The 25025-nt window shown below is 41.1% G+C and carries 23 protein-coding genes; 13 read left to right on the top strand and 10 right to left on the bottom strand.

Annotated features, from left to right (window positions below):
* Nucleotides 1-2: 2 nt before the first annotated feature.
* From CLV99_RS13150 to CLV99_RS13165, 4 genes are read left to right on the top strand one after another with little or no spacing between them, the layout of a single operon-like run.
* Nucleotides 3-911, top strand: a complete 909-nt coding sequence (locus tag CLV99_RS13150; protein WP_133584954.1) for an SdiA-regulated domain-containing protein — start codon at nucleotides 3-5, stop codon at nucleotides 909-911.
* A gap of 1 nt (nucleotide 912) precedes the next feature.
* The gene (locus tag CLV99_RS13155; protein WP_133584955.1) at nucleotides 913-3228 is read left to right on the top strand and encodes a GAF domain-containing protein; all 2316 of its coding nucleotides are present in this window, start codon (nucleotides 913-915) and stop codon (nucleotides 3226-3228) included.
* 30 nt (nucleotides 3229-3258) lie between these two features.
* Complete coding sequence (locus tag CLV99_RS13160; protein WP_133584956.1) at nucleotides 3259-5862, top strand: BamA/TamA family outer membrane protein; 2604 nt, start codon at nucleotides 3259-3261, stop codon at nucleotides 5860-5862.
* A 15-nt stretch (nucleotides 5863-5877) separates the two neighbouring features.
* Nucleotides 5878-7407 (top strand): SulP family inorganic anion transporter, encoded by a 1530-nt coding sequence (locus CLV99_RS13165; RefSeq protein WP_133584957.1) that lies wholly within the window; start codon nucleotides 5878-5880, stop codon nucleotides 7405-7407.
* Between the two features lie 11 nt (nucleotides 7408-7418).
* On the opposite strand, the gene CLV99_RS13170 is transcribed toward CLV99_RS13165, so the two are convergent.
* From CLV99_RS13170 to CLV99_RS13180, 3 genes are all read right to left on the bottom strand, one after another.
* Nucleotides 7419-7760: a hypothetical protein gene (locus CLV99_RS13170; RefSeq protein ID WP_133584958.1), complete on the bottom strand. Its 342-nt coding sequence runs from the start codon at nucleotides 7758-7760 to the stop codon at nucleotides 7419-7421.
* A gap of 87 nt (nucleotides 7761-7847) precedes the next feature.
* Nucleotides 7848-8738, bottom strand: a complete 891-nt coding sequence (locus CLV99_RS13175; RefSeq protein ID WP_133584959.1) for an SPL family radical SAM protein — start codon at nucleotides 8736-8738, stop codon at nucleotides 7848-7850.
* Complete coding sequence (locus CLV99_RS13180) at nucleotides 8735-9445, bottom strand: DNA alkylation repair protein (protein WP_133584960.1); 711 nt, start codon at nucleotides 9443-9445, stop codon at nucleotides 8735-8737. The genes CLV99_RS13175 and CLV99_RS13180 overlap by 4 nt, the downstream gene beginning before the upstream one ends.
* Nucleotides 9446-9712: 267 nt before the next feature.
* Between CLV99_RS13180 and CLV99_RS13185 the strand changes: the two genes are divergently transcribed.
* From CLV99_RS13185 to CLV99_RS13215, 7 genes are all read left to right on the top strand, one after another.
* Nucleotides 9713-10393: a response regulator transcription factor gene (locus CLV99_RS13185; protein WP_133584961.1), complete on the top strand. Its 681-nt coding sequence runs from the start codon at nucleotides 9713-9715 to the stop codon at nucleotides 10391-10393.
* Between the two features lie 45 nt (nucleotides 10394-10438).
* Nucleotides 10439-11806, top strand: a complete 1368-nt coding sequence (locus CLV99_RS13190; RefSeq protein WP_133584962.1) for a sensor histidine kinase — start codon at nucleotides 10439-10441, stop codon at nucleotides 11804-11806.
* 102 nt (nucleotides 11807-11908) lie between these two features.
* Nucleotides 11909-12613, top strand: a complete 705-nt coding sequence (locus CLV99_RS13195) for an MgtC/SapB family protein (RefSeq protein WP_133584963.1) — start codon at nucleotides 11909-11911, stop codon at nucleotides 12611-12613.
* Nucleotides 12614-12683: 70 nt separating this feature from the next.
* A complete protein-coding gene (gene mgtA / locus CLV99_RS13200) occupies nucleotides 12684-15392 on the top strand; it encodes a magnesium-translocating P-type ATPase (protein ID WP_246032766.1) in 2709 nt (902 codons plus the stop codon).
* Between the two features lie 22 nt (nucleotides 15393-15414).
* Nucleotides 15415-15969, top strand: a complete 555-nt coding sequence (locus tag CLV99_RS13205) for a GNAT family N-acetyltransferase (protein ID WP_133584964.1) — start codon at nucleotides 15415-15417, stop codon at nucleotides 15967-15969.
* A 400-nt stretch (nucleotides 15970-16369) separates the two neighbouring features.
* Nucleotides 16370-17284 carry a helix-turn-helix domain-containing protein gene (locus CLV99_RS13210; protein WP_133584965.1) on the top strand — a complete coding sequence of 305 codons (915 nt, stop codon included), beginning with the start codon at nucleotides 16370-16372 and terminating at the stop codon, nucleotides 17282-17284.
* 84 nt (nucleotides 17285-17368) lie between these two features.
* Nucleotides 17369-18562: an MFS transporter gene (locus tag CLV99_RS13215; RefSeq protein ID WP_133584966.1), complete on the top strand. Its 1194-nt coding sequence runs from the start codon at nucleotides 17369-17371 to the stop codon at nucleotides 18560-18562.
* A gap of 19 nt (nucleotides 18563-18581) precedes the next feature.
* On the opposite strand, the gene CLV99_RS13220 is transcribed toward CLV99_RS13215, so the two are convergent.
* The 5 genes from CLV99_RS13220 to CLV99_RS13240 are packed head-to-tail and all read right to left on the bottom strand — an operon-like array spanning nucleotide 18582 to nucleotide 21777.
* The gene (locus tag CLV99_RS13220) at nucleotides 18582-18953 is read right to left on the bottom strand and encodes a DUF1801 domain-containing protein (RefSeq protein WP_133584967.1); all 372 of its coding nucleotides are present in this window, start codon (nucleotides 18951-18953) and stop codon (nucleotides 18582-18584) included.
* Between the two features lie 12 nt (nucleotides 18954-18965).
* On the bottom strand, nucleotides 18966-19403 hold the full coding sequence (locus CLV99_RS13225) for an N-acetyltransferase (protein ID WP_133584968.1): 438 nt from the start codon (nucleotides 19401-19403) through the stop codon (nucleotides 18966-18968).
* 4 nt (nucleotides 19404-19407) lie between these two features.
* Entirely contained in the window at nucleotides 19408-20244 is an 837-nt protein-coding gene (locus CLV99_RS13230; RefSeq protein WP_133584969.1) for a GNAT family N-acetyltransferase, read from the bottom strand.
* Nucleotides 20245-20260: 16 nt separating this feature from the next.
* Nucleotides 20261-21178, bottom strand: a complete 918-nt coding sequence (locus CLV99_RS13235; protein WP_133584970.1) for a GNAT family N-acetyltransferase — start codon at nucleotides 21176-21178, stop codon at nucleotides 20261-20263.
* Nucleotides 21178-21777 (bottom strand): GrpB family protein, encoded by a 600-nt coding sequence (locus CLV99_RS13240; protein WP_133584971.1) that lies wholly within the window; start codon nucleotides 21775-21777, stop codon nucleotides 21178-21180. The genes CLV99_RS13235 and CLV99_RS13240 overlap by 1 nt, the downstream gene beginning before the upstream one ends.
* 247 nt (nucleotides 21778-22024) lie before the next feature.
* Here CLV99_RS13240 and CLV99_RS13245 point away from each other — a divergent pair, with 247 nt between their 5' ends.
* Nucleotides 22025-22426, top strand: coding sequence for a hypothetical protein (locus CLV99_RS13245; RefSeq protein WP_133584972.1), 402 nt, complete (start codon nucleotides 22025-22027; stop codon nucleotides 22424-22426).
* Between the two features lie 8 nt (nucleotides 22427-22434).
* On the opposite strand, the gene CLV99_RS13250 is transcribed toward CLV99_RS13245, so the two are convergent.
* Entirely contained in the window at nucleotides 22435-23106 is a 672-nt protein-coding gene (locus CLV99_RS13250) for a class I SAM-dependent methyltransferase (protein ID WP_133584973.1), read from the bottom strand.
* A gap of 191 nt (nucleotides 23107-23297) precedes the next feature.
* On the opposite strand from CLV99_RS13250, the gene CLV99_RS13255 reads away from it, so the two are divergent.
* Nucleotides 23298-24380 (top strand): DKNYY domain-containing protein, encoded by a 1083-nt coding sequence (locus tag CLV99_RS13255; RefSeq protein WP_133584974.1) that lies wholly within the window; start codon nucleotides 23298-23300, stop codon nucleotides 24378-24380.
* On the opposite strand, the gene CLV99_RS13260 is transcribed toward CLV99_RS13255, so the two are convergent.
* The gene (locus tag CLV99_RS13260; RefSeq protein WP_133584975.1) at nucleotides 24364-25017 is read right to left on the bottom strand and encodes a chloramphenicol acetyltransferase; all 654 of its coding nucleotides are present in this window, start codon (nucleotides 25015-25017) and stop codon (nucleotides 24364-24366) included. The genes CLV99_RS13255 and CLV99_RS13260 overlap by 17 nt on opposite strands.
* Nucleotides 25018-25025: the final 8 nt, after the last annotated feature.

Raw genomic sequence — 25025 nt, forward strand, 5'->3', positions numbered from 1 at the left:
ATATGACAATACATAATTTAAAACTGCCTATAAAGAGATTGAGAATTCTTCTCTGCTTGACGTTCGGAATTATTATCAATAGCCTATGGGCCTGTAATCCCAAGGCGGCTAAGCAAGAAGGGGCAACGGCGTCGCAGGATACAAGCCAGTTTTCTTATACCCTGAGTTCTGGTCAAGCTTTCACTATGCCTACTGTATTGGATGAAATTTCCGGTATCACTTACCTCTCGGATTTTCCGCATACGATTTTTGCCGTACAGGATGAAGAGGGGATTCTCTTTGCCTTCGATCTGGAGAAGGACGAGATTGCTTCGGAGTTCAAGTTTGCCGGTCGTGGAGATTATGAAGGATTGGCAAGTGACGGCACACATTTCTTTGTACTCAAGAGCAACGGTGATATATACAGTTTCCCGATAGGGACAACCGACAAATCGGTCGTGAGACAACACACCGGATTATTGCCGAATGGCGAATATGAATCTATGGCATACGATACACAAACGAAGAGACTTCATGTGCTTTGTAAAAGCTGTAAAGAGGATAAGAAGGCGAAGACGACGACAGGGTACTTATTGAATCTGTCATCCGATGGCGCATTATCCGTGGAGAACACATTTGTTATCAGCATCGACGAAATAAGGCAATTGGACAAGACAATGGGTAAATCTTTCAAAGCTTCCGCTATGGCCAAACATCCTACCAAAGAAGAATGGTATATTATATCTTCTGTGGATAGGGCTCTTATTGTGACCAGCCGTGATTTTAATGTTGAGCAGGTAGTCCGTTTTGATAGAGATACTTTCGAACAACCTGAAGGGTTGACATTTGATGAACAGTTGAATCTGTATATATCCAGCGAGGCCGGAAATAAAGAGGAGGCTAAGATTTATAGGATCAAACCGAAACGATAGAATGATAAAGACAAAAAATGTCTACATAGATAAGCTGACTGCTGTAACGAGCGATGGGAGGGGGCTGTCCTTATCTAATTTTTATAATTGCTTAAAGACCCTAAATGGGACAGATGCGGTGACTGATGGGATTACCCAAATGGTCGTGGACCGTATTGAAGAGATGGAACGTGCAAAAGGGAAACTGTCATTGCACACTGCTCCTGATTTTTTAGAAGTATTCCAATTGATATTTGGTTGGGTCAATAACCTTGCCGAACGTAAGACCACAGCCTGGGGAGTATCTACGCCTATCCCATCGGTTTTATTTGCAGGGACGGAGTCTATGTACAGCATGTTGGAGCACACATTACAGCCTATTATTGATAATAGCTCAGGCTTATTCTGTAAAAATGCTATTGTTGTAGATAATATTATGTACGAGTTGGTTCTTGATCGCTTATACGGTATTCCCATGACAATTAATCCCTACCTCTACGAATATATCGATGAAAAAGGGATTAAGAAATATGTACAGTTGACCGTTGACTTTAGCTATGTGTCTGTGCGCCCGGTGGCAGATCTGCCTAAGATAGATTTTTCTTGTGTCAATAAGCGGGAGATGCTCGAAGAAGCGAACATACAGCCGCTTTTAGAAAGTATCCATCTGGATAACTTTGTTTTCGAGGGTTTCTCGATGCTGAAGTTTACCGATGCAACGGTTGATTTTGTGGTAGACAGGATCCAGGAAATGATTGCCGACTTTACCCAGTACACACGTACCGATTTTATAAACAGTCTTTTAGATAAAATTAAGAGTGTCTTGGATAAGGAAGATGTACACTGTTCGCTGTTTCCGATTCTGTACCTCAACGGTGTTCCCATTCTTAAAGAAGGAGTAGCGCGCAATTATTTGCTTTTTAGCGACTATATTGACGGTAATCTAGATAATATTGAAGACCATATTCTTAAATATTTAGAAGCACCTTTTGTCTTAGCATATCATATACATCCCGATTTCGATACGAAAAACGAATATTTTGTAGGTAAGATTCAATCTTTGGGAATACGTAGCTATGTTTGTTTTCCGCTCAAACATCAAGGAGAGCTTGTTGGCTTTCTTGAATTGCATACCCGTGGAGATTCGGAATTGTCGCCCCCCATTTTAACCCGGTTATCACCTTTATTTCCGGTACTCACTTTACTGGGGTATGACCTTCGTCTCCGGTTTAAGAATAAATTAGAGACGGTGATATTACAGCATTATACCGCTTTACAGCCAGCAGTACAATGGCGTTTTAATCAGGCCGCGGCCAAATATCTTAAAGATGACGACAATGCCAGTGAGATTTTAAACCTGGAGCGGATTACATTTACGGACGTCTATCCTTTGTACGGAGGAGTCGATGTTAAGGATTCGACCATGCTCCGAAATCTTGCCTTTAGAAAAGACAATAAGCGTCATTTGGATCGGCTAATAAATTTGATGAGTTACCTTCCTGAAGAGCGTTATCCAGATATGGCTGCATTAAAAAGCTTTAAGAGGAAAGTGGTTCAGGTAGAAGCTTGGCTGTCTACAGATAATAGAGGGGAATACATGCACGATATTACAGCCTTTTTTCAAGAAGAGGTGCCAACCTTCGTTTTGACATTATCTTGGTTAGATAGCGAGCTTGATAAGCAGATTAAAGTTTACGCGGAGCATCTAGGGGCTAATTATTATCAGGATGCTTTCGAAACTTCGCTACAGACCGTAAACACCGTCATCAGTAAAAATATAGGACAATTGAATGATTTTATCCAATCAAAATTTCCTTCCTATTTTGAAAAATTCAGAACGGATGGAATAGAATACGATTTCTATGTAGGACAATCTATTTCACCTTCAATAGCCTTCAACCCTAGTCTATTGAGACTATTCCGGCGACAACAATTGATATCAATGGCACAGATTAGCCGACAGATTGGTGAGCTCCAGGACAATCTACAGGTTGCGATGGAAACCACCCAGTTGGTTTTTGTACATCCTAACGCGATTGATATTTCGTTTAGAGATGACGAACGACGATTTGACGTCGAGGGCGGGTACAATATACGTTATCAGATGATAAAGAAGCGGATCGACAAAGTATTGATTCGAGGTACCAAAGAAAGGCTGGTTCAACCCGGGAAGATAGCTGTTGTGGTACAGGGAGAGGCTGAAGTCTCTATTTTAATAGAAGATCTTCTTTCTGTAGCAGCACTGGGCCTTATCGAGTCCCATGTTGAAGAATTGATACTTGAAGAACTGCAAGGAGTCAGCGGTTTACGGGCTTTACGTGTTAATGTGATTTCATAAAGGATAGGAATGTATTATACGATATAAACTATGCAAGATAGCAGACGAGATACGATATTAAAATACAAAGCTATTGGTTGGAGCCTATGGCTCTGTGGTATAATGGCACAGTTTCCACTTGGTCTTTATGGACAGAAGGTCGATAGTACGAGTGCGTTGATAGCGCCGGAATATGATAAAGTAGGTCCCGTTCGCCGTTTTTGGTTTGGAGATAGCTATCGTAAGCTATATAATACCCCTGTACCTATGCGTGTAGTCGATCTGAGCACCGAAAAGGGAGGGTTACAGATCGTTAAGTTGGGTGGGGGCATGCAGACGCAATCGTTACGCCTGGTAGACCCCAAAGGGCGCGAATGGGTATTACGTTCTATACAGAAGTATCCTGAACGCAGTTTGCCAGAGAACCTTAGAAGTACGTTTATAAAGGATATCGTACAGGATCAGATTTCAATCACCCATCCTTTCGGTGCATTGACAGTTCCTCCGTTTAATGAAGCATTGGGAATTCCGCACGCCAAGCCTGAGCTCGTGTATGTCGGAGACGATGAGCGCTTGGGCGAGTTTAGAGCGGTATTTAAGAACAGGGCTTATATCTTTGAGCCCCGGATGCCTTTCGAGAATGAAAAAACAGACAATACCCTCAAGGTTATACGTAAAGTGCTCGAAGATAACGATACCAGAGTCGAACAAGACCTGACACTGAGGGCGCGTTTATTGGATATGATTCTTGGGGATTGGGATCGGCACGAGGACAATTGGCGATGGGATCCTGAAAAAGAAAAGGGGAAAAAAACCTATACGCCCGTTCCGAGAGATAGGGATAAAGTTTATTACAAGACATCCGGCGTATTTCCTGTACTGCTTTCCCACCAATGGTTGAAAGCGCATTTGCAACCTTTCAGTCCGCATATCAGAAATATTTCACACTGGAATTTCAACGCCCGTCATTTTGATCGTTTCTTCTTGAACGGATTAAACCAATCAGACTGGGAGTCAGAAATTAAACTGGTACAAGAGACACTTACAGATTCCTTGATTGAGAATGCGATGTTGGCCATGCCCGATACGATTGTTAAGTTGAGTGCCAATGAATTAGTTCATAATATCCGTTCCCGGAGAGATGAAATGTCCCATACCGGGATAGAATATTATAAAGCGCTGGCTCGTGTCGTAGATATTCCTTTATCTGCAAAAAATGAGTTTATAAAGCTGAATTACAAACAAGATGGTGTAATCGGTTTAAAAGTTAATAACAAGAAAAAGGATGGTACCGAAGGGAGGGTGCTTGTAGAGCGTGATTTCTTGCCTCAGGAGACTAAGGAACTCCGTATTTATGGAATCGGCGGAACGGATAGCTATCGTATCGAAGGAGAAAACAAATCGCCTATAAAAGTACGTTTGATTGGTGGAGACGGCAGGGATGAGTATAATATTGGGGCTTCTTTCTCGAATAATAAAAAATTGTACCTCTACGATGATAAAGATACCGCGCTAAACAAAATACCTCGAAATCTAGGGTTACGCTACCGACTGAGCAAAGATACTGTTGTTCATGCCTACGATTATGAAGCTTTTGTCTACGATCGTAAAGGAGTGCTGGTTGACGTCAATTACGGTATTGACCGCGGCTTGATTATGGGGCTAGGGTATATTATCGAAAACCAGGGATTCCGTAAATCTCCCTTTGCTATCAAGCATGTATTCAAAGCAAGCTACCTGACGGGGAGAGAATCTTTTATGCTAAGTTATCAAGGCATAGCCAAATCAATTTGGGGAAAGCAGGATTTATACATTGATATTGAATCTCAAGGGCCATTTAATCTGAGTAACTTTTTTGGCTATGGTAATAATACGGTATATGAAAAAGGAGAAGATAGAGGGATACATTATTACCGCAATCGCTATGATGTTGTAAATGCGGACATAGCCTTGTTATATCCACTCGCTAATAATTTGCGGCTGGGATATGGTTCGTCTTCCACCTATTTCAATGCGCAGGAAAGTAAAAATAATGGAAGGTTCTTGGGTGATTACCAAAACGAGCATCCGACCGAGACTTTTTATGGAAGTAAGTTCTTTACCGGTGCCAAAGTCGGCATAGACTACGATAGAAGAGACAATGTCGAAAACACGAAAGAAGGAGTACACGCTTATGCTAAGATCAATTGGCAGTCAGAGATAGGGGGAGAGCGTAAACAACACACCTATCTGAATACCGCATTTAGTTTTTACCATACTTTTGGAAAGGATGCTGCGACATTGGCCAATCGTACCGGACTGGATGCGGTATGGGGCGACCCGTATTTCTTTCAGCATGCTCAGCTCGGGGGCGAGGGCAGTCTTCGAGGATTCAACTCCAGACGTTTTACAGGTAAGACGATGGTATATAATAACCTAGAAATGCGAGCCAAGCTATTTAGTTATGATTCGTATCTCGTTCCCGGAACTGTGGGGCTGGTCGGTTTTTATGATGTCGGTCGCGTTTGGATGACACAGGAAAAATCACAGTCATGGCATCATGGCTATGGAGGTGGGGTATATTTTATCCCTGCCGATTTAATGCTGATACAGGCTGCTTGGGGAATCTCTAACGAAGCCGTATTGCCGTATATCCGTATAGGTTTACGTTTTTAATGAGATAGGATTTATATGCAAGGAGTACGGGGAGTGTTGGGCCTTAATCAACCCATCAACTATAGAAACGAAGTTTTAGCGGGTCTCACCGTAGCGATGACCATGATTCCTGAGTCACTGTCATTTGCGATACTAGCCGGACTTTCACCGCTTACCGGCCTGTATGCAGCTTTTCTGATGGGGCTCGTCACATCTATCCTAGGTGGTAGACCTGGGATGGTGTCTGGTGGAGCTGGTGCAACAGTAGTCGTATTGATAGCTTTGGCTTCTTCCCATGGTGTTCAATATTTATTTGCTGCCGTCATTTTAGGGGGAATTCTCCAATTGTTCGTTGGGCTATTCAAGCTTGGGAAATTTGTCCGTCTCATACCCCAACCCGTGATGTATGGTTTTCTCAACGGTTTGGCTGTGATTATATTCATGGCGCAGGTCGCTCAGTTCAAAACCGTCGAAAATGGTGTTACGGTCTGGATGCAGGGAATCTCTTTATATTGGATGGGAGGTTTGACGGTACTGACGATAGTTATCGTCCTACTATGGCCCAGGGTGACAAAGATTGTCCCCGCCTCTTTGGTCGCTATACTGATGGTGTTTGCACTCGTGTTCCTGTTCAAGATTGATACCAAGAAGGTGATTGATATTGCTTCCGTCAGTGGCTCGTTGCCTTCATTTCATATTCCTATGGTGCCCTTTACCATAGAAACTCTCCAGATTATTTTTCCTTACGCTTTGGTTATGGCTGGTGTAGGATTGATAGAGTCTCTGCTGACATTAAATATGGTGGACGAAATCACGAATACCAAAGGGAAGTCCAATAAGGAAGCCGTAGCGCAAGGAGTGGCCAATATTACAAATGGTTTCTTCGGAGGTATGGGGGGCTGTGCTATGGTCGCACAGACCTTGGTCAATATTGGAGCGGGAGCACGCACCCGTCTCTCGGCATTTATTGGGGCTATTACCATTATGCTGGTCATACTAGTCGGTGCTCCATTTATCGAACAAATCCCTATGGCGGCACTGGTAGGTGTAATGATGATGGTAGCGATACAGACCTTTCAATGGGTGAGTTTTCGAATTGTCAATAAATTTCCAAAACCAGATATTTTTGTTGGTATCCTAGTCGCTGCGATAACTGTATTATTGCACAACTTAGCGTTAGCTGTACTAGTGGGAGTGGTCATATCCGCTTTGGTCTTTGCCTGGGAGAATGCCAAGCGGATCCGCGCACGGAAATACACCGATGAAGATGGAGTAAAGCATTACGAAATCATGGGGCCATTATTTTTCGGTTCTACAGCTGCGTTTGCCGAAAAATTTGACGTTCTCGACGACCCTATGGAAGTCATCATAGATTTTAGAGAAAGTAAGGTGGTTGATATGTCAGGAATAGATGCGCTGCATAAACTTACCGAAAAATACCAACAGCAGGGTAAAACCCTTCGATTGAAACACCTCAGCGAAGACTGCCGCAGACTGTTGAAAAATGCAGAGGGAGTCGTAGATGTAAATATTATCGACGACCCCACCTACAAAGTGATGGTCTGAAATCGAAATATTTACTCGATTACCTTTTTAGTACAACTGTTATAGACTTCTTTGATATCAGTTACGTCTTTGAAATCACTGAACTCAATCTTCTTTCCTGAGCAGTCATAACCATGTTTAGGGGGGGGTACATTACATACTGGACACATTGTGTCAGCGAAATACACCTGTTTATTTTTGTAGGTACCACGGTATAGATTGGTTTCCATTGACCCTTGTTCGGTACATTTCAACTCGTTCTCATAACGTTTGACCATCTCTTGGACACATCCAGGAGTGTCTACTTTTTCTTCTGATTTTTTACAGCCCAATAGGGATGCTACAGCTACCAATAGGATAATAATCTTTCTCATAATAATTTAGTTTCAGTTTTAAGCTATAACGACTATTGGAGCGATTTGCTACACTGTACCATTAAATAAATAAAGTAGACTGTTTTTCTAGCCAAACAGTGTGTTTGGTAGTTGATAATTTTGACACAGCTCGCGCATTTTTTTTGAGAAGGCCTTGCGGTAGTATAAAGGCAGCTGTGCGTCATTAGCAAAATATCGTTCGTATTTGGATAGCAGCTCTGGATAATGTTTAGCAATAGCTCGCAACACGAGCGTTTTACTAGCTGAAGGGCTATCCCCATGTAATGTCAGTGTGGCCGGAAAAATATACGAAATATCTAATTCTTTGAAGGTTTGAAACATCCAGTCAAGTTGTGCAGTTGTATCGGAGATAAAAGGTAGAAGAGGCATGAGGCTTACTCCACAATGGAGTCCTTGTTGCCGTGCAGCTCTTAGAGCATTTAGACGGGCCGAAGGGGCAGTAGCTCCTGGTTCGAAGATACGTGCGACAGTGTCGTCGATAGTGGAAAAAGAAAAGCTTAAAATAGCTTTGTGCTGTAACTTGTTCTGTAAGTCATCCGGTAAGATAGCCTCTCTATCTATCGCTTTTAACAAATCAAAGTCCCGAACTACCAGGTCGGACTTCGTTAGTACATGTACCGGAAAACGATGATAGTGGATTACCTCCAAAAGACGCCTGGTCAGCTGTTCCGATTCTTCTAGATGCAGATAGGGGTCTGTGGCCGAAGAAAGTACGATGATACCATATTCCTTTTTACGGGCCCGTAATGTCAGTTGCTTGTGCAGAAGTTCTACAGCATTGTCTTTAATAGTCAGTTTTTCTGCCATATTTATCCCGTATTTGCTGCCTCTGGTATAACAGTATAAGCAGTTGAATGAACAGCTGCTATAAGGATTCAATGTATAGTCATCCAAAAACCAAGGGTCTCGTCGCTTCGTTTTATTCAGTATGCTTTTTGCAGAAATACGCTGTGTCATGACATTTTATTGCGAAGGAGTCCGATATTGATTTTCGTACGGAACCATTGCTTCGTCGTCGGGGCCATGATTTCGGATGTGTACCTCGATACGATATCCGGGTGAAATCGGGCTACCGTTTTAGCACCCCAACCGATGCCTTTTTTCGTGTGAAAATCTGTCGTATCTGTACAGGTCAGCAAAATCTGAAAAACAGATTCCACAAAATGCTTATCCAGTCCCTTTTTTGTGGCATAATGCGTAGCGACACCTACCGTTCGAACAATCCATTTATCCTCATGCTTCGCAAGTTGCTTTAGAATAGGGATAGTATCTTCTGGCTTAGTCAATAAAGCATAGCCCAACACACGTTCGCCGATAATGTCGCACACATACCACTCGTTACCATATTGGATATAACTACAGGCTTTCGCTATAGAACCTTCAAAATCAACTCCTAGGCGTAGCTGCAAAGCAATACCTGCGAGTACTTGACTACCAATTGTACGAAGTTCGATGATAGAATCCATAAGTTCTATCTGTTGCGCTAGTGGTACCGCATCCATAATTCGTACAGCAGCAAATTCTAAGAGCGGAAATCTGATTTTCTTTTTCAACAAATCGGCATGTAATACTGCCATAAACTCCGCTCTACCTCTGTTTTCAAAGATGTCGCGTGATTTTGTTATAATGTCAGCTACAACGGCTTTAGAGGTGATTTTGTCCATAAAGGCTGTACTTGATTTACGTGCAATAAAGATAGCTGTTTCTGGAGCTACTCTTCTAAAATTTTCGATAGAAAGAAAACTCCAACTATAGATAATAAACTAATTGAATATATTTCCTTAGTTTTGAGCTACTATTTAGTAGCCTGTGAAATATCCGTGTGGCACTGACGGCCAACCTGGATGACTGCGAAGCAGCATGTCTGCCATTAGAAATTTAAAATAGGCCTAATATAGGTTAATGACTATAAAAAGTAGAATTGTTTGCATATGAACATCCTAATTGTCGAAGACGATAGTCGCGTAGCTGAGCTTATTCAGCGTGGTTTGACAGAACATGGTTTTACCTCCATGATAGCCTATGATGGATTGTCGGCAAAGAAACTGGCGCTACAGAATGATTATGAACTGATTATTACGGATATCATATTGCCAAAAATGGATGGTTTGGATTTGTGTAAAGAAATCCGTCAGATAAAACCTGATGTGCCCATTATTATGCTCACGGCACTGGGTACTACTGATGATAAAGTAGAAGGATTTGATGCAGGGGCTGATGATTACCTCGTTAAGCCTTTCGAAATGCGGGAACTCTTGGTTCGTGTCCGGGCACTGCTCAAACGGAATGGACGCCCTGTGGCTAATACGGGATTTGTTCTGCGGTACAGCGACTTGGAGATGAATCTACACACCAAAGTCGTCAAACGAGGGGATGTGGAGATAAGCCTCACGCCCAAAGAGTTTAAGCTGTTGGAATATATGATGCAGAATCCCGACCGGGTATTGTCGCGGGTGGAGATTGCCGAAAAAGTATGGGACACGCATTTTGATACGGGAACAAATTTTATTAATGTATATATCAATTATTTGCGGAAGAAAGTGGATGAGAACTTTGATACAAAACTTATCCATACCAAATCAGGGATGGGCTTTATTTTAAAAGAAAAGTAATACAGACCTTGATTTCACCTCCGTAACTTTTTAAAATAAGATGTAATGCAGATTAGGACACGACTTACATTGCTTTTTACCTTGCTTACAGGGGCTATCCTCCTACTGTTCGCATTTGCGGTATATCATACTTCCGTTAACAATCGGGAACGTGAATTCTATGCACTCCTTGAGAAGGAAGCGATTACCAAAGCCAACGTCTTTCTGAATGCCCGTGTCGACAAAGAAACCCTTCAGGATATATACCACAACAACCGTAAAATACTCAACGAAGTCGAGGTCGCTATCTATGATATGGAGCACAACTTGCTGTACCATGATGCGGTAGATATTGATTTTGTAAAAGAGACACCCGATATGCTCAGCACATTGGCTAAGGAACATAGACTGAGCTTCTACCAAGATAAGTGGCAGGTGATAGGCGTATTATATCCCTATCAAGGCAAGGATTATATGGTGACTGCCGCAGCTTATGACGAGTATGGCTATCGAAAATTGGATTACTTGCTTAAAGCTATGTTAGTGGGGTTGGTCGTATCTTTATTGGTCATATATATTGCGGGTAAATATTTTTCAAGACGTTTCTTTCAGCCGATTAATGCGATGACAGAGCGTGCGCGCAGTATATCGGCTACTAATCTGGACTTACGCATTGAAAGTTCGGCAAATGGTGATGAACTGGCGGGTTTGGCAGACACGTTCAACGGTATGCTGGACCGTTTAGAAAGTTCATTCGATGCGCAGAAGCATTTTGTTTCTAATATTGCACACGAGTTGCGCACCCCATTAGCAGCCATCATTGCAGAGCTAGAGCTTTCTACTTCGAGAGAGCATCTTATCGAAGAATATAAGCTTACTATACAAAGAGCATTGAATGATGCCAAACGGTTGACCAAGCTATCCAATAGTTTGCTTGACCTGGCAAAAGCCAGTTACGATCCTACGGAGATAACCTTTAAACCTACTCGAATCGATGAGGTTCTGTTGGATGCCTTGCATCAGGTACAGACTGCCGAGCCATCGTACCGTATAGGTTTAGAGTTTGATGCCGAAATCGAAGATGATACCTCTATTTCTGTGTTGGGCAATGCTTATTTACTTAAAGTGGCCTTTGCTAACCTGATAGATAATGGCTGTAAGTTTTCCGAAGACCATAAATGTACCGTATCTATAGGCTTCGATGCTCATAGCGTTATTTTAACTTTCGAAGATAATGGAATCGGTATCTCTGCCGAAGACGTAGAACGTATTTTCACTCCTTTCTTCCGTGGAGAGAACAAGACATTTACGGATGGTAATGGGATAGGACTCTCCCTGACCCATAAAATAGTGAATCTGCACAACGGAAATATCCATGTTGTTTCCAACCCCACAGAAGGCACAACATTCTATCTCAAATTGCCACATTTATAACGTATTCTAATAAAATTCTAATCTTTTTCTACCAACACTCTAACGCATATTTTGTTGTCATTATAGGAACTTTGTTTTTGTAAACAATAAAAATCTGTGACAATGGGAATTCTTGACTTTGCAACACGACTTGCTGTCGCTTTTTTATTAGGTGCGTTGATTGGTGTAGAACGGCAATGGCGCCAAAGAAGCGCAGGATTACGGACCAACACTTTGGTGTCATTAGGGGCTGCTTCATTTTTATTGCTAGCTGCCGAAATTGCTGGCGATGCTACGGGTAGGGTAGCCTCTTATATCGTGAGTGGTATCGGTTTTTTAGGAGCTGGTGTTATTATGAAAGACGGCGGAGCAGTGCAGGGGCTTAATACCGCTGCTACAATCTGGTGTTCTGCAGCAGTAGGGGCCTTGTGCGGCGTTGGATTGTATCCACAGGCAACTCTTGTCGCATTAGCGATTATATTGACCCACGTATTACTACGCCCACTGGGATTGCTGCTAGGTCGGATGAGTTTTAGTAAATCCGAGCATGAACAGTTGGATTACATGATTAAGCTCAAATGTAGCACCGATGTAGAGAATGCCGTACGGATATCATTGATGCAGATGTTAGGAAATGAAGATAGAGTACTCTTAAAATCATTATCCAGCGATGATACGGATGATAAGTCGCATGTCATCATTACAGCTATTATTCGGGCAGTCACCCCTCAGGATAGCTTAATTGAGCAGGTGGCGAGTCGGCTGACCATTCAGGAGAAGGTCGTAAAAGTACGGTGGGAAATTATCGGTGCAGAGTCTGAGTTATAATGATAGCACATCTGATAAATAGATTAGTAACAGATTTTGAAGCATTGAAATTAGAATAAACAAAAATCTTATGGCATTAAAGATGAACAACAGGATTAAGGATGCGCTCCAAACCACTTTGGGTTCCAGTGGTATGAATCTAGGGACGATTACCAAATTGAGGAATGCTTCCGCTCAGGATGAGAAATGGGTCTATGCCATGTTGGAAACCAACGAAGATGGTATTACCGATCGCATTGCAGAAGACCGACGTGCAAAGTTCGGCTCCAATGAGGTACAGCATCAAAAGGCACCAAAGTGGTATATACAGTTGCTTCAGGCATTTGCGAATCCCTTTATATATATATTGTTAGCTATTGCGTTAGTGTCTTTTGTTATCGACGTGTGGTTGGCGCCTCATGGCGAAAAAGACTATATGACACTTGGTGTGGTGTTGGTGATGGTACTGCTTAGCGTCCTGTTGCGCTTTATACAGGAGTTTAGAAGTAATAATGCGGCAGAGAAACTAAAAGGTATGGTCAAAACTACAGCTACCGTAGTCCGTAAATCAACGACAAAGCGGGAGATTGCGATTGCCGAATTAGTGCCCGGTGATATTGTCTACCTTTCTGCAGGAGACATGATACCTGCAGATTGCCGTATTTTAAGCAGTAAGGATTTGTTTATCAGTGAGAGTATGCTTACTGGAGAAGCCTTGCCCGTAGAGAAGAACCATTTGCCTATTCGCGATGCAGAAAATATGCAGGTCATTGAACTACGTAACCTCTGTTTTATGGGAACTAACGTTGTGAGTGGAGCCGCAATGGCGGTAGTCGTGGCTACAGGCAATTACACTTATTTCGGTAGTATCAGTAAGTCCATAACGAGCGAGAGACCGGAAACAAGTTTTGATAAAGGGATTAATAACGTGAGCTTACTGTTGATCCGGTTTATGCTGGTCATGGTCCCGGTTATATTTTTGATTAATGGGCTGGTCAAGCAGGATTGGATGGAAGCGCTCCTTTTTGCGATTGCAATAGCTGTGGGCTTGACGCCAGAGATGCTTCCCATGATTGTGACGGCCAACCTAGCCAAAGGGGCAGTCAATATGAGTAAGCGTAAGGTGATTGTAAAGCGCCTTAACTCCATACAGAACATAGGTGCGATGGATGTGTTATGTACTGATAAAACAGGAACATTGACATTGGACAAGATTGTACTGGAAAAACACCTCAATGTGTACGGTATAGAAGATGATGAAGTGTTGAAGTGGGCTTATTTAAACAGTTACCACCAGACGGGACTTAAAAACTTGATGGACAAGGCCGTGTTGGAGCACGTGGAACTACATGATTACCTTAAAGTTGAAGAGCAGTACCTCAAAGTCGATGAGATACCTTTCGATTTTGAACGTCGTCGTATGTCCGTCATCTTAAAAAAGCACGACGGCAAGCATTTGCTGATTTGTAAAGGTGCAGTAGAGGAGATGTTGGCACTTTGTGATTATGCTTTTGAGCCCGGAGAAGATAGAAGTCTCCACGTAGAAAATGATAAGGCAATCCCTATGGATGATACCATGCGTCGGATTGTATTGCAGACTTCAAAAAAAATGAATGACGAAGGTCTACGTGTACTCCTTGTCGCGATTAAAGAGTTTGATGCATCGCATCCATTGACTTACGGTATTGGGGATGAAAAAGGAATGACATTGACCGGCTTTATCGGATTCCTAGACCCAGCAAAGCCATCAGCTCAGCCAGCTATCGAGGCATTGCACAAGTTGGGCGTAGAGGTGAAGGTAGTGACAGGAGATAATGAGATTGTCACTCAAAAAATATGTAAAGATATTGGTATTCCCGTACAGCACATCGTGCGTGGTAGTGAACTCGAAGAAATGTCGGACGAAGATTTAAACAATTGCATTGAATCCGTATCGGTATTTGCAAAGCTTAATCCCTTACAGAAAGTGCGTGTCGTTAGGGCTTTACGTGAAAAGGGACATACTGTAGGTTTTATGGGAGATGGTATCAATGATGCTGCAGCGTTAAAAGAAGCAGATGTCGGTATCAGCGTGGATACAGCTGTCGATGTGGCCAAAGAAAGTGCAGATATCATCTTATTGGAGAAAGACCTTATGGTGCTTCGTAAGGGGGTAATCTATGGTCGTCGTACATTTGGTAATATCATTAAGTATATCAATATGACCACTAGTAGTAACTTTGGTAATATGTTCAGTATGTTGGGAGCGAGTGCCTTCTTGCCATTCCTGCCCATGTTGCCGATGCACCTCTTAATCCAGAACTTACTATACGATATTTCACAGATATCCATCCCTTGGGACAAAATGGATGAGGATTTTATCCAGAAACCACGCAAGTGGGATGCTGCAGGGGTATCACGTTTTATGCTCTATATTGGTCCAATCAGCTCCATCTTTGACTTTGCAACTTTTGCCGTATTATTCTTTGTATTCAAGGCCAATAGTCCAGAACACCAGACTTTATTCCAGACAGGATGGTTTGTAGAAGGATTACTGTCACAGACCTTGATTATCCATATGATACGTACAAAGAAGATTCCGTTTATACAGAGCTGGGCTGCAGCACCAGTGGTCGCATTGACATCTCTGATTATGCTGATCGGTATTTTATTGCCATTCTCTCCATTTGCAGAGGCATTGAAAATGGAGGCATTACCACTTAGTTACTTTCCGTGGTTGTTTGCAATACTCTTTGCGTATTGTTTATTGACCCAGGTCGTTAAGAATTGGTTTATAAAAAAGTTCAACAGTTGGCTATAATTTTGAGTACTTTTATAGCTATATGAGTTTTGAAAATTTCCCAATATTAAATACAGCGCGTTTGCATCTGAGGCAGATTCAACCTTCAGATGCAAAGGCGCTGTTCTCTTATTTCTCGAAGGATGAGGTAACCGAGTTTTTTGACCTGCCTACATTTCAGGATATAGCCGAGGCGGACGAGCTTGTCAAAACTTGGCAAGACCGTTATGATAGAAAGGATACCATTCGATGGGCGATTTGCCTAAAGGAAAATCCAGATGAATTGATTGGTACTTGTGGTTTCCACAATTTCTCGAATGAACATTTTCGGGCGGAGATAGGTTATGAGTTACACCCTCGTTTTTGGCAAAAAGGAATGATGACCGAAGTAATAACATCTATCTTAGAATATGGCTTCTCGGAACTTAAGCTGAACCGTATAGAGGCATTTATTGACCCAGCGAATATCGCTTCCCGTAAATTGTTAGAAAAAGTAGGTCTTTCATCCGAAGGAGTATTACGAGATTACTTCTTTGAAAAAGGTCGCTTTGTAGATGCTGAGATGTTCGCTCTTCTGAAGAAGGATTACAGCGGTTAAGAAGTGAAGGAGTGACGTTAGGTCAGTACGTCTTTGCGAGCTATGCGAAGCAATCTTATTCCTGATGCAGACTGCTTCATTCCATATTCGCAATGACGTTTGACCAGCACGTCATTGCGAGAGGTTAGTTTTTTAACAAACACAGTGGAGTTTTAATGACAATAAAAGTAACGTCACCCTGAGTGTAGCGGAGCGGAATCGAACGGGTCTACAAACTGTATAGGGTTAATTATATAGCTTCTAGATATCTCCGCTTCGGTCGATATGACGACATAGTTTGTAAATCGAGCTTGCGAGCTCATCATAGGTAATCTGTCATTTGTAGCTATGCGAAGCAATCTATTTGATAGCTTGTTCTGTTTTGGGTGATAATGTTTGATTTTTGTAGTTTTGTAGTCACATGAGCGAGACGTTAGAAACATTAGACGATTATTATAAACGGTTGAGTCACTTGCACGACAGCGAAGGCGATTTTGAAATTGGTAAATCACATTTCAATATCTCACTCCGTAGATACTGCGATTTTAAAACTCCTTATAACCGTCGAGACTTTTATAAAATCAGTTTGATTATCGGCAAGGGGTGGTTCAAATACGGCAAACATGAACTCTATATCGATCGGCCCGTTCTTTTTTTACCTGCCTTGAATATTCCCTATTCCTGGGTTTGCGATACCAATGAGCAAGAAGGCTATTTCTGTCTGTTCAATCAAGAGTTTTTCTCTGGAAGTCAGGCTTTCGAACCATTCAAAAAAACTTCTCTTTTTAAAGAGTGGAGTAATCCGATTATTTTCCTAGATGAAGAGCAGCTCCTTACGGTGACAGCTTTCTTTAATAATATGTATAGGCTCAACAATTCCAACTATCTATTGCAATGCAGTGCGATAAAAAACAATCTTGCTGCTATTCTGCATCTGGCACTAGAATGGAGGGTTGATGATGTAGCGGTGCAGGAGCAGGCCGGTGCGGTGCGCATGTATCGTCAATTTGATGAAATGCTTCATAAGCAGTTTCCTTTAGATTCACCAGCTTATCCGCTAGAGTTGCGAACAGCGGCCGATTTCGCAAATAAATTGCATGTACATGTCAACCATCTCAATGCCTCGGTCAAATCGGTTACGAATCTGACGACAACACAGCTTATCAAACGAAAAGTACTGGAAGAAGCGAAGAACCTATTGACCTATACGGATTGGAATGTCGCAGAAATAGGCTATACGTTAGGATTTGAAGAGCCCGCCCATTTCAATAATTTCTTCAAAAAGAATGCACAAATCTCTCCGTTGAAATATCGTAAAAATAAAGCGAATATTTGATTTTCGTAATTTTTACTTTGTATCATAAAATCTCAATAATAGATTTACCATCTAGTTTTGTCTTCTGATAAAAACAAATAGGATATGTTGAGAGAAGCCTCTAAAAGTCGAATAAAACTGGTAACCCTATTGGCATTTATATCCATGCCACTATCGGGATTTGTAACCGATATATATTTACCCTCATTTCCTTCAATGGCCAAGGGATTGATGGTCAGTGAAAGAGATATTCAGTTAACCCTAACTTCTTATTTGCTAAGTTATGGTATCTCCCAACTGTTTATAGGAAGTATATTAGATAATATTGGACGGTATCTTCCGAGGTTGTTCTCGTTGTTTATCCTCCTATTGAGCGGTATTGCCATTGCTTCTACAGATAGCGTCTTTATAATCTGTTTTTTGCGAGGGGTACAAGGTGTGGCAGTAGCAACGCTAGTCGTAGCGACCCGAGCTCTGTTTGCGGATTTATATCAAGGCGATAAACTTAAGAATTATCTGAGCTACTTTACTATTGTATGGTCTTGCGGTCCGATTTTAGCTCCATTTTTGGGCGGTTATCTCGAAAAGATATTCAATTGGCAGGCTAATTTTTATTTCCTGGCATTTTATGCTGCTATTCTGCTTGTTTTCGAACTGATATACAGTAGCGAAAGTATTGCAGAAAAGAAGAAGATAAATTTAAGTCAAACAGTATCTGTCTATAAGTCCATGCTGCAGAATAAGCAGTTCATGTTAGGCATTTTGATTTTGGGAATTAGCTATTCTATAGTGATGCTATTTAATATCACAGGTCCTTTTATCATTGAAAATACGTTTCACTATACTTCTGTAGCGATAGGCTATTGTACCTTACTCCTTGGTTTTTCCTGGGGAGTAGGAGGATTTATTGCTAAGAAACGGATGAATCAACCATTTAATAAACGAATTGGAATTCCCATAGCCGTACAGTTAGTCGCTATAATAGGCCTCTTAGGAGTTAGCATGTTTTATGAAAGTATTTTCGTTATGGTAGGCTTTGCCTTCCTTATTCACATCATCTCTGGCGTATTGTTTACTACCTTTTTTACCAGTAGTATGTTGTTCTTCCCTACTAATGCCGGCACAGCTGGAGGACTGATGGGCGGATTGGTGTATATTATAACTTCGATATCAGGATCCTTGATTTCTTTAGGTAGCCAGGTTTCTACACAGGGGGATTTGGCTTGGCGTTATCTATTCTTTGCTATTCTCTTGCTGCTGGTTGTTTTCAGTATGTCAAGATTACAGAAGAAAGCTTAAGACAGCAATTAGCTTATTCTTAACCTTTGGTCTTGATGGTTCCATTGCGGTACAGGTCTAAAGCCAGTTTGAGGATTTCAGTAATAACTTCTAGGTCCAAGTCTTCATTGGGATTTACCCGTAATATTTTCATTCGTGAACGTTCGCCGGTTTCCAATAATGGGTGTTCCAACAGCTTGCCCTCTACCACCAATATATAAGGAGCATTCACTTTTTTATCCACCCAGAGGTAACAGAATGCCTTGTTCTTATAACAAAAACAAGGCATTCCATATTTAGTAGTCTCCGTAACAGCCGAGTCTTGCCCCAATATAATTGTTCTTAAAGCAAGTAGGCAGCCTTTGTTTGGCTCCTCTTTATCCAGGTAAAAATGTTGTAGGGACTCGTTCATTGTTATCGATTGTTATAATAAATTACTGTTCCAGCCCATCTTAAGGTCTTTGGCAGAAGTCGCTTCATCTATGAGTTCTTCATCCACCTGAAAACCATGGTGCCGGTAGAATTCAACAGCAACCTTATTCTCCGCATAGACATTTAATGTCAACAGCCTTGATTTTGTTTTTACAAATCGTAATAGATGAGAACCCAAGCCATTGCCCTGTTGATCGGTAGCCACAAATAAAGCAGCGATGTGATTATCTACTAACGATGCAAATCCCTGTATACAGCCGCTTTCATCCTCATACACCCAAGATTGGCTTTGAGGCAGATAGATTTCCTTCATATCAGAAGTCCCATCTTTCCAATATCCTTCAGGGATAAAGTGATGCGCTTTGATAGAGGCATTCAACCAAATATCGACCATACGGTCATAGTCTTGTTCTTCTGCTAATCGTATCATGGACTTAAATACTTTTGGTCATCTCCAATTGATTAATATCATTTTGAAGCCCTTGTTTTTCTAAGAATTGTTTTAAATCAGCAGCAGCTTCGTCCACATTGTTTATTTGTATGGATTCTGCTGGAATCTGCTGCCCTATAGCAGCAATAAGCTGTTGGGCCACTCCTTTATGGCGTTGGTTAGGATTTACGGCGAGTTGGTATATTCTTCTTTTCGTCGTATTAAAAAGAACGTAGCCCACTAGTTCGTCCCCTATAAAAGCCCCGAGAATAGATGGAGGTACAAGTTGCATACTTCGGGTATCACTTTGCCAGCTTGGTGTAATATCCCAAAAATCCGATAGCGTATCCCAAGGGAGCGAAGACAAAGGCTTTAGTAATGCTGTGTTATTCCCTTTAGATTCTTTCAGAGGACCCGAAAAGCACAATAGTTTACGTTTTATTGTAAAACCTTCTTTTTCATACGCACGGATAGCAGACTGATTACTTTCTATAACCTCGAGAACCATTTCTTTAACACCCTGAGCCTGAAGAAAAGGAACGATATAAGCGTACATCTGTCCCACAAGCCCCTTCCCTCGGTAATCAGGCAACACACCAGTTCCTGCATTATATACCCTATAGCCATTATCCAAAGGACGTACCCCATGCATTATAAATGCGACCAATGTTCCATCTTCAAAAACACCGACCGAATAGTCCATTTGAATGTCTTCGGATGTGATTTTAAAATCCAGCTGTTCACTGTTAAGTTGGAAAGGCACTATGTAGTCCGCAAAGGCACCATTGATGGCAAGGAGCAAGTCCGGAATATCCTGATTCGTTAATCTTCGTATTTGCATATATTTCAAGTCTATGTTACGTGTGTGATAAGAATGGGATGATAAGTTTGTGTTCTTCGAAAGCCTGTCTCAGATTGGGCGAGACAAAGAGATGCAAGTCATCATCCTGCCATGGCTCAAAATCGAATCCATCCTGAAGGGGCGTAAAACCCAGGGATACCCTATCAAAAGTGAAATCCTGTAATGCAGCAATGACCTCCTGTAGCTTAACCTTACTCGTGCTAAACAGTTCAACGATACGCAAAGTGCTGTTCTCTAGTTCAACTACCACAGCGCACTCTAGCGCTTCAATAAAGTAAATCGAATCTTTAAAACCCATTTCTGGATAAGCATAAGTATAGAATAGGCTAAGTCCTTTGCTTTTACAGCTCACTGCACTATTGGTAACGTTACGTTCTATCAAGCCTTCGAATAGATGTAAGTCTTCGACAATATCAAGGTTCAGTTTTCGATTCGATAGCTTCTGACTAATCATCGGGGTATCCAACTGCTTTACAGCGATAAATTCCGGAGCTGGGACCAAGCCGAATTTTGGATAATAATCAAGTACAGTTTCATTGGCAAATAAGAACATGCCATCACTCTTTTCTTTAAAATCATCCTGTATACGTTCCATCAGAAAACGCCCAAGGCCTTTTTTCTGATATGATTCATCCGTCATTACCGTGCCGATTTGCAACAATGTTTTGGATTCACCAAGTACCTCCGCATCAAAGAGACTCACGGTAGCATGGGATACAATTTTAGCCCCATCAAAGAGGGAGTACAGTATACAGCTATCATCCCAGTAGCCCGATTGATAGTAGTTTTCAAAATCAAAATCCCAAAAGCTGTGGGTCATTCGGTTGAATTCCAAACGTAAACTTTCTTCCTGTTGATATTGTGTATGGAGCGTATAAGTGGCTCCGCTTATTTCTATATTTTCTTGTGTCATTACTCTTCAGATTCTTTATACCACCTAAGGGCATTTTGTTCTTCTCTCTTTAAAAATACGTCTTTACCCGCATTATAATCGTTGCCGTCCTTCCATTCCTGTTGTGTTAGACGTTCTTTCAATGTTTGGTATTCCTGTACAATTGCAGGATGAGCCCGGAGGTAATCACGAAATGCAATATGCCTCAACCAATGTTCCGAATCCGTAGGGATTACATGGACATGCGCCATGCGCAAACTATGGTCATGCATCTGCTCTGGGATATCATCTTCTTTTCCGATAACCTCCATTAGTCCCAGTTCTTTGGCATTCGCTGTCAACCGTACAAAAAATCTACGGTAGGGCATATCCTCATTGTACTTTTCATAATACACATAACTTCCATTATTCAAAAGTATAGGCACCTTATCCAAGTCTCTATAGTCTGATACACCAATCATAATATCGATGATTGGTTTGGCGGAGAGACCATCGACGGATGTACTTCCGATATGTTCGATACGGGGAGAAAGAACCAACAGCATTTCGCTAAGTTCTTCTTTAAGCCCTTCAAACATTGTTTTCCAAGCTGGATTATAGGATTCAAAAGGTAATTTCATCGTACTTTTTTTGGTAACCTTGTATGAGAAGTATACAAAGATAACCTTTCCCTATAGAAAGGAATGTTCAATTTTTACAGACTAATGTTCGGATTGTAATAGGCTATTCACTAAAATAAACCTGCAAATATAAATTTAAGGCATATATATTGTAGAGTCTCAATTTATGAAGAGCTATTATCTGTACCTATTACTGCTTGGGATATTTACTATTTCCAAGGCTTCCGCCCAAATATTTAGCTTGGGGATGAAACAAGACAAAAGGCCGATGTTTCAGGCGGCTCTCAATGTGCCAGTCGTGTTTGATAGGGATAAGAATTACGATTTTACGGTAGGCGTAGACTACAGCAGTAAAAATCCAAAACAACCTTCAGGATTAGCACCGCAGGTCGGATTTGTTCGGTATATCGTTGACAATAGATATAAAGACTTTTTGGTCTCAGCCAATGTGCATACCGGATACCTCTTTGATTTTAATAAAGGTATGGATAATCAATTTCGCGTCAGTCCACACCTGTATGTTGAATATCAGGCTTTGTTTAATTGTCGGATTGGTTATGACTATATGATGCCATTGCAGAAAGGTTACCCATTTATTTCTATAGGAATCGGTGGACTAATGATGTTTAGGCATTTTAGCATTATGTAGCCAAACGATTAATCGTGCTCACTTTTCACGGCATACACCGTTAGAAAAGTACGCTTTACAGGTGTCCCATCTTTACTCGTTGTATCATCCGTGTATGTCATTGATTGAATAGCCTCAAATCCAATCTGATAAAGATGTTCAGCGATTTCATCGTCCGTATATAGTGAAAATCCGTGTTGCGTAAAAGGAAGCTTTGATCCAAATTCCTTTTCTACAAAAGTGAGGGCCAGCTGACCTCCGTCTTGTAGCGTACGGTGTATTTCTCTTAATGAAAACTCCATGTCAGGCCAGAAATACAAGGTGTTCACCGAAAAAATATGCGTAAAATAATTATCAGAATAGGGTATTAAGCCACTGCCATCTACTTTAGCGAAGTGAGCTCTACCAGAATCGACGACAGATTGGTTGTGACAGATAGCAAGGTTGAGCATCGCTTCGGAAATTTCTATGCCATGGTATTTTATGTCAGGTGCTATATCAAGGAGTTGAGCAATATGTTTTCCGCTTCCAAAACCAATTTCAAGTATAATGCTTTTGTCTTCCAATGTCAATGCAGAAATGGCTTCTTGAATCATAGCTTGGTTGGAGGTAGACATGTTGTCGGCAATAGCCTCTGCCTGATCCCCCGATGGGCAGCGAAGCTGTGAGGCCAACTCTTTCATTGGATCTTTGTTGATCATCGAATATCTTCTTTTATTTAATTGTCTCGTGAAAATTCGTTTTAAACCTACATAAATTTGCTATTACAAGCAATACAATTGTGTCTTAATATAAAGTCCAACTCATATCATAACCCACATAAAACGAATCGTAAAAGATACGCTATGCTTATTAAGGTAATTACTAGTTTTAGAATACATTTTAGAAAACTATGCGAAAGAAGATTTTCTCCGGTATAAATTGGTTGGTAATGTTGGTCACTTGTAGTTCCTGTGGTAAAGTAATCGATGCCAGCAAATCAGAATCATATTATGTGAAACAAGGAAATGTCTATTTTATTCCGGGTGGCAATAGTTTTGAAAGAGGAAGTAAGAAAATGGATGCAGATCCACAATCTTTTCAACCGCTTGCAGAAACTTACGGAAAAGATAGCCGTCATGTGTTTTTTCGAGGAAGTAAACAGGAGCATATAGATTTGAATTCCTTTCAGGTAGAAAAGGGAATACCCAAAGATAAATCCCACGTATATTGTTATATGGGAGATGATATAGATTTTAATAGGAGAGGTGAAGACGTATTATCCATGATCGAACAAGCCGACCCTTCTACTTTTCAAAGATTAAATGCTGCTGCAATTGGTTTTGCAAAAGACAAAAACCATTATTATTACCGTAATCGCCTTATTTCAGTGGATTACAAAAGTTTTCAGATTCTCAATGCCCGCTTTATGAAAGATGATGAAAAACTGTATCTAGATAACGGAGAACTGTTTTTAGTGGTGGATAAATCGTTGAAAGAAGTAGAAAAAGTAAATAATGAATACGTATTAGTTGATGGTAATAAGCTGTTTTATTTTCAGCCTTTTAAAAAAGAGGGAGTTATAAAAAGCCCCCTTTCTCCCAATAGCCTTCCGATTGAAGTCGTAGACGATGACCTTTTGAAAACTCAGAAAGAGGTGTTTCTCTTTGGGCGTCCAATACCAGGTGCAGATCCGAAGACATTGCGAGTACTGTTCAAAACGAAAACAGAACTGATAGCCAAAGACAAAAAGCACGTATATTATAACCTCGAAGTCATACCGCTAGCCAATCCCGAAACGTATCAACTCTTGGATGGGCGAGTCGGTAAGGATGACCGATTTGTCTATTACACAAACAAAAAGATAGATGTTCCCGATGTGGAAGGGTTCAGAAAGGTAATGGATTCATCTATGCCGAATGTTACTTTCCAAGACAACAAAGGTAATGTGTATGATGCTTGGGGGGTAAAACAGGAATCTAAATCCAGTCGTTGATTTCGTTGCCCAATGCTTCTATATCATTGATTAATTTGCAGGTATGATAACCATCAGCAACGGCGTGATTAACAAAAATTGAAATAGGAATAAGCCACTTAGAATCTCTTTCATAATACTTTCCAAAGCGTATAATAGGGTAGAGAAAATTACTTTCGTGGTAGGTATCCTGACTGAAGCTTTCGAAACTCAGCCATGGGAGTACTGAAATAGGACAAAAATTAGCTGGTCGACCCTCTCTCGCTTTGATTTTTTTTACATGCCTATATTTTTCGATATCAGTAGTTACTTCTTCATAAAACTCTTTGAAAGTAGGTTTGTAGGTACTCCATACGTCGGAGAACGTTTTGTCATCTTCATGGAAGATAGTATACGACGGATTTACAAAATTCCATATGCCTAAATCGCCAGCTTCATTAAAAGACATCCTGAACGCTTCATTTTGATTGACCGCTTTCATGATGAGATAAAGGAAAGAAGGGTAGAATTTAAGTTTATTATCTTTTATGCGTTCCCGAAAAACTGTTATATCGATATGATGGGTGATATTGTACTTCGTTTTAATCGTATGATAAAAGTAGTCGAAATAAGGCTTTCTATTCCAATCTGCCGAGACTTTTGTAAAAACTGCTTCCATTCGTTTTA

The organism is Sphingobacterium yanglingense (assembly GCF_004363245.1).
Classification (GTDB): Bacteria; Bacteroidota; Bacteroidia; order Sphingobacteriales; family Sphingobacteriaceae; genus Sphingobacterium; species Sphingobacterium yanglingense.

Coding starts and splice junctions, on each gene's coding strand:
- CLV99_RS13235 (WP_133584970.1), bottom strand. CDS start 21,178: ATGACACAAGAAAATATAGAAATAAGCGGAGCCACTTATACGCTCCAT.
- CLV99_RS13255 (WP_133584974.1), top strand. CDS start 23,298: ATGCGAAAGAAGATTTTCTCCGGTATAAATTGGTTGGTAATGTTGGTC.
- CLV99_RS13180 (WP_133584960.1), bottom strand. CDS start 9,445: ATGGACAAAATCACCTCTAAAGCCGTTGTAGCTGACATTATAACAAAA.
- CLV99_RS13155 (WP_133584955.1), top strand. CDS start 913: ATGATAAAGACAAAAAATGTCTACATAGATAAGCTGACTGCTGTAACG.
- CLV99_RS13245 (WP_133584972.1), top strand. CDS start 22,025: ATGAAACAAGACAAAAGGCCGATGTTTCAGGCGGCTCTCAATGTGCCA.
- CLV99_RS13165 (WP_133584957.1), top strand. CDS start 5,878: ATGCAAGGAGTACGGGGAGTGTTGGGCCTTAATCAACCCATCAACTAT.
- CLV99_RS13175 (WP_133584959.1), bottom strand. CDS start 8,738: ATGACACAGCGTATTTCTGCAAAAAGCATACTGAATAAAACGAAGCGA.
- CLV99_RS13220 (WP_133584967.1), bottom strand. CDS start 18,953: ATGAACGAGTCCCTACAACATTTTTACCTGGATAAAGAGGAGCCAAAC.
- CLV99_RS13195 (WP_133584963.1), top strand. CDS start 11,909: ATGGGAATTCTTGACTTTGCAACACGACTTGCTGTCGCTTTTTTATTA.
- CLV99_RS13150 (WP_133584954.1), top strand. CDS start 3: ATGACAATACATAATTTAAAACTGCCTATAAAGAGATTGAGAATTCTT.
- CLV99_RS13250 (WP_133584973.1), bottom strand. CDS start 23,106: ATGATCAACAAAGATCCAATGAAAGAGTTGGCCTCACAGCTTCGCTGC.
- CLV99_RS13260 (WP_133584975.1), bottom strand. CDS start 25,017: ATGGAAGCAGTTTTTACAAAAGTCTCGGCAGATTGGAATAGAAAGCCT.
- CLV99_RS13185 (WP_133584961.1), top strand. CDS start 9,713: ATGAACATCCTAATTGTCGAAGACGATAGTCGCGTAGCTGAGCTTATT.
- CLV99_RS13215 (WP_133584966.1), top strand. CDS start 17,369: ATGTTGAGAGAAGCCTCTAAAAGTCGAATAAAACTGGTAACCCTATTG.
- CLV99_RS13230 (WP_133584969.1), bottom strand. CDS start 20,244: ATGCAAATACGAAGATTAACGAATCAGGATATTCCGGACTTGCTCCTT.
- CLV99_RS13190 (WP_133584962.1), top strand. CDS start 10,439: ATGCAGATTAGGACACGACTTACATTGCTTTTTACCTTGCTTACAGGG.
- CLV99_RS13170 (WP_133584958.1), bottom strand. CDS start 7,760: ATGAGAAAGATTATTATCCTATTGGTAGCTGTAGCATCCCTATTGGGC.
- mgtA (WP_246032766.1), top strand. CDS start 12,684: ATGGCATTAAAGATGAACAACAGGATTAAGGATGCGCTCCAAACCACT.
- CLV99_RS13205 (WP_133584964.1), top strand. CDS start 15,415: ATGAGTTTTGAAAATTTCCCAATATTAAATACAGCGCGTTTGCATCTG.
- CLV99_RS13210 (WP_133584965.1), top strand. CDS start 16,370: ATGAGCGAGACGTTAGAAACATTAGACGATTATTATAAACGGTTGAGT.
- CLV99_RS13240 (WP_133584971.1), bottom strand. CDS start 21,777: ATGAAATTACCTTTTGAATCCTATAATCCAGCTTGGAAAACAATGTTT.
- CLV99_RS13160 (WP_133584956.1), top strand. CDS start 3,259: ATGCAAGATAGCAGACGAGATACGATATTAAAATACAAAGCTATTGGT.
- CLV99_RS13225 (WP_133584968.1), bottom strand. CDS start 19,403: ATGATACGATTAGCAGAAGAACAAGACTATGACCGTATGGTCGATATT.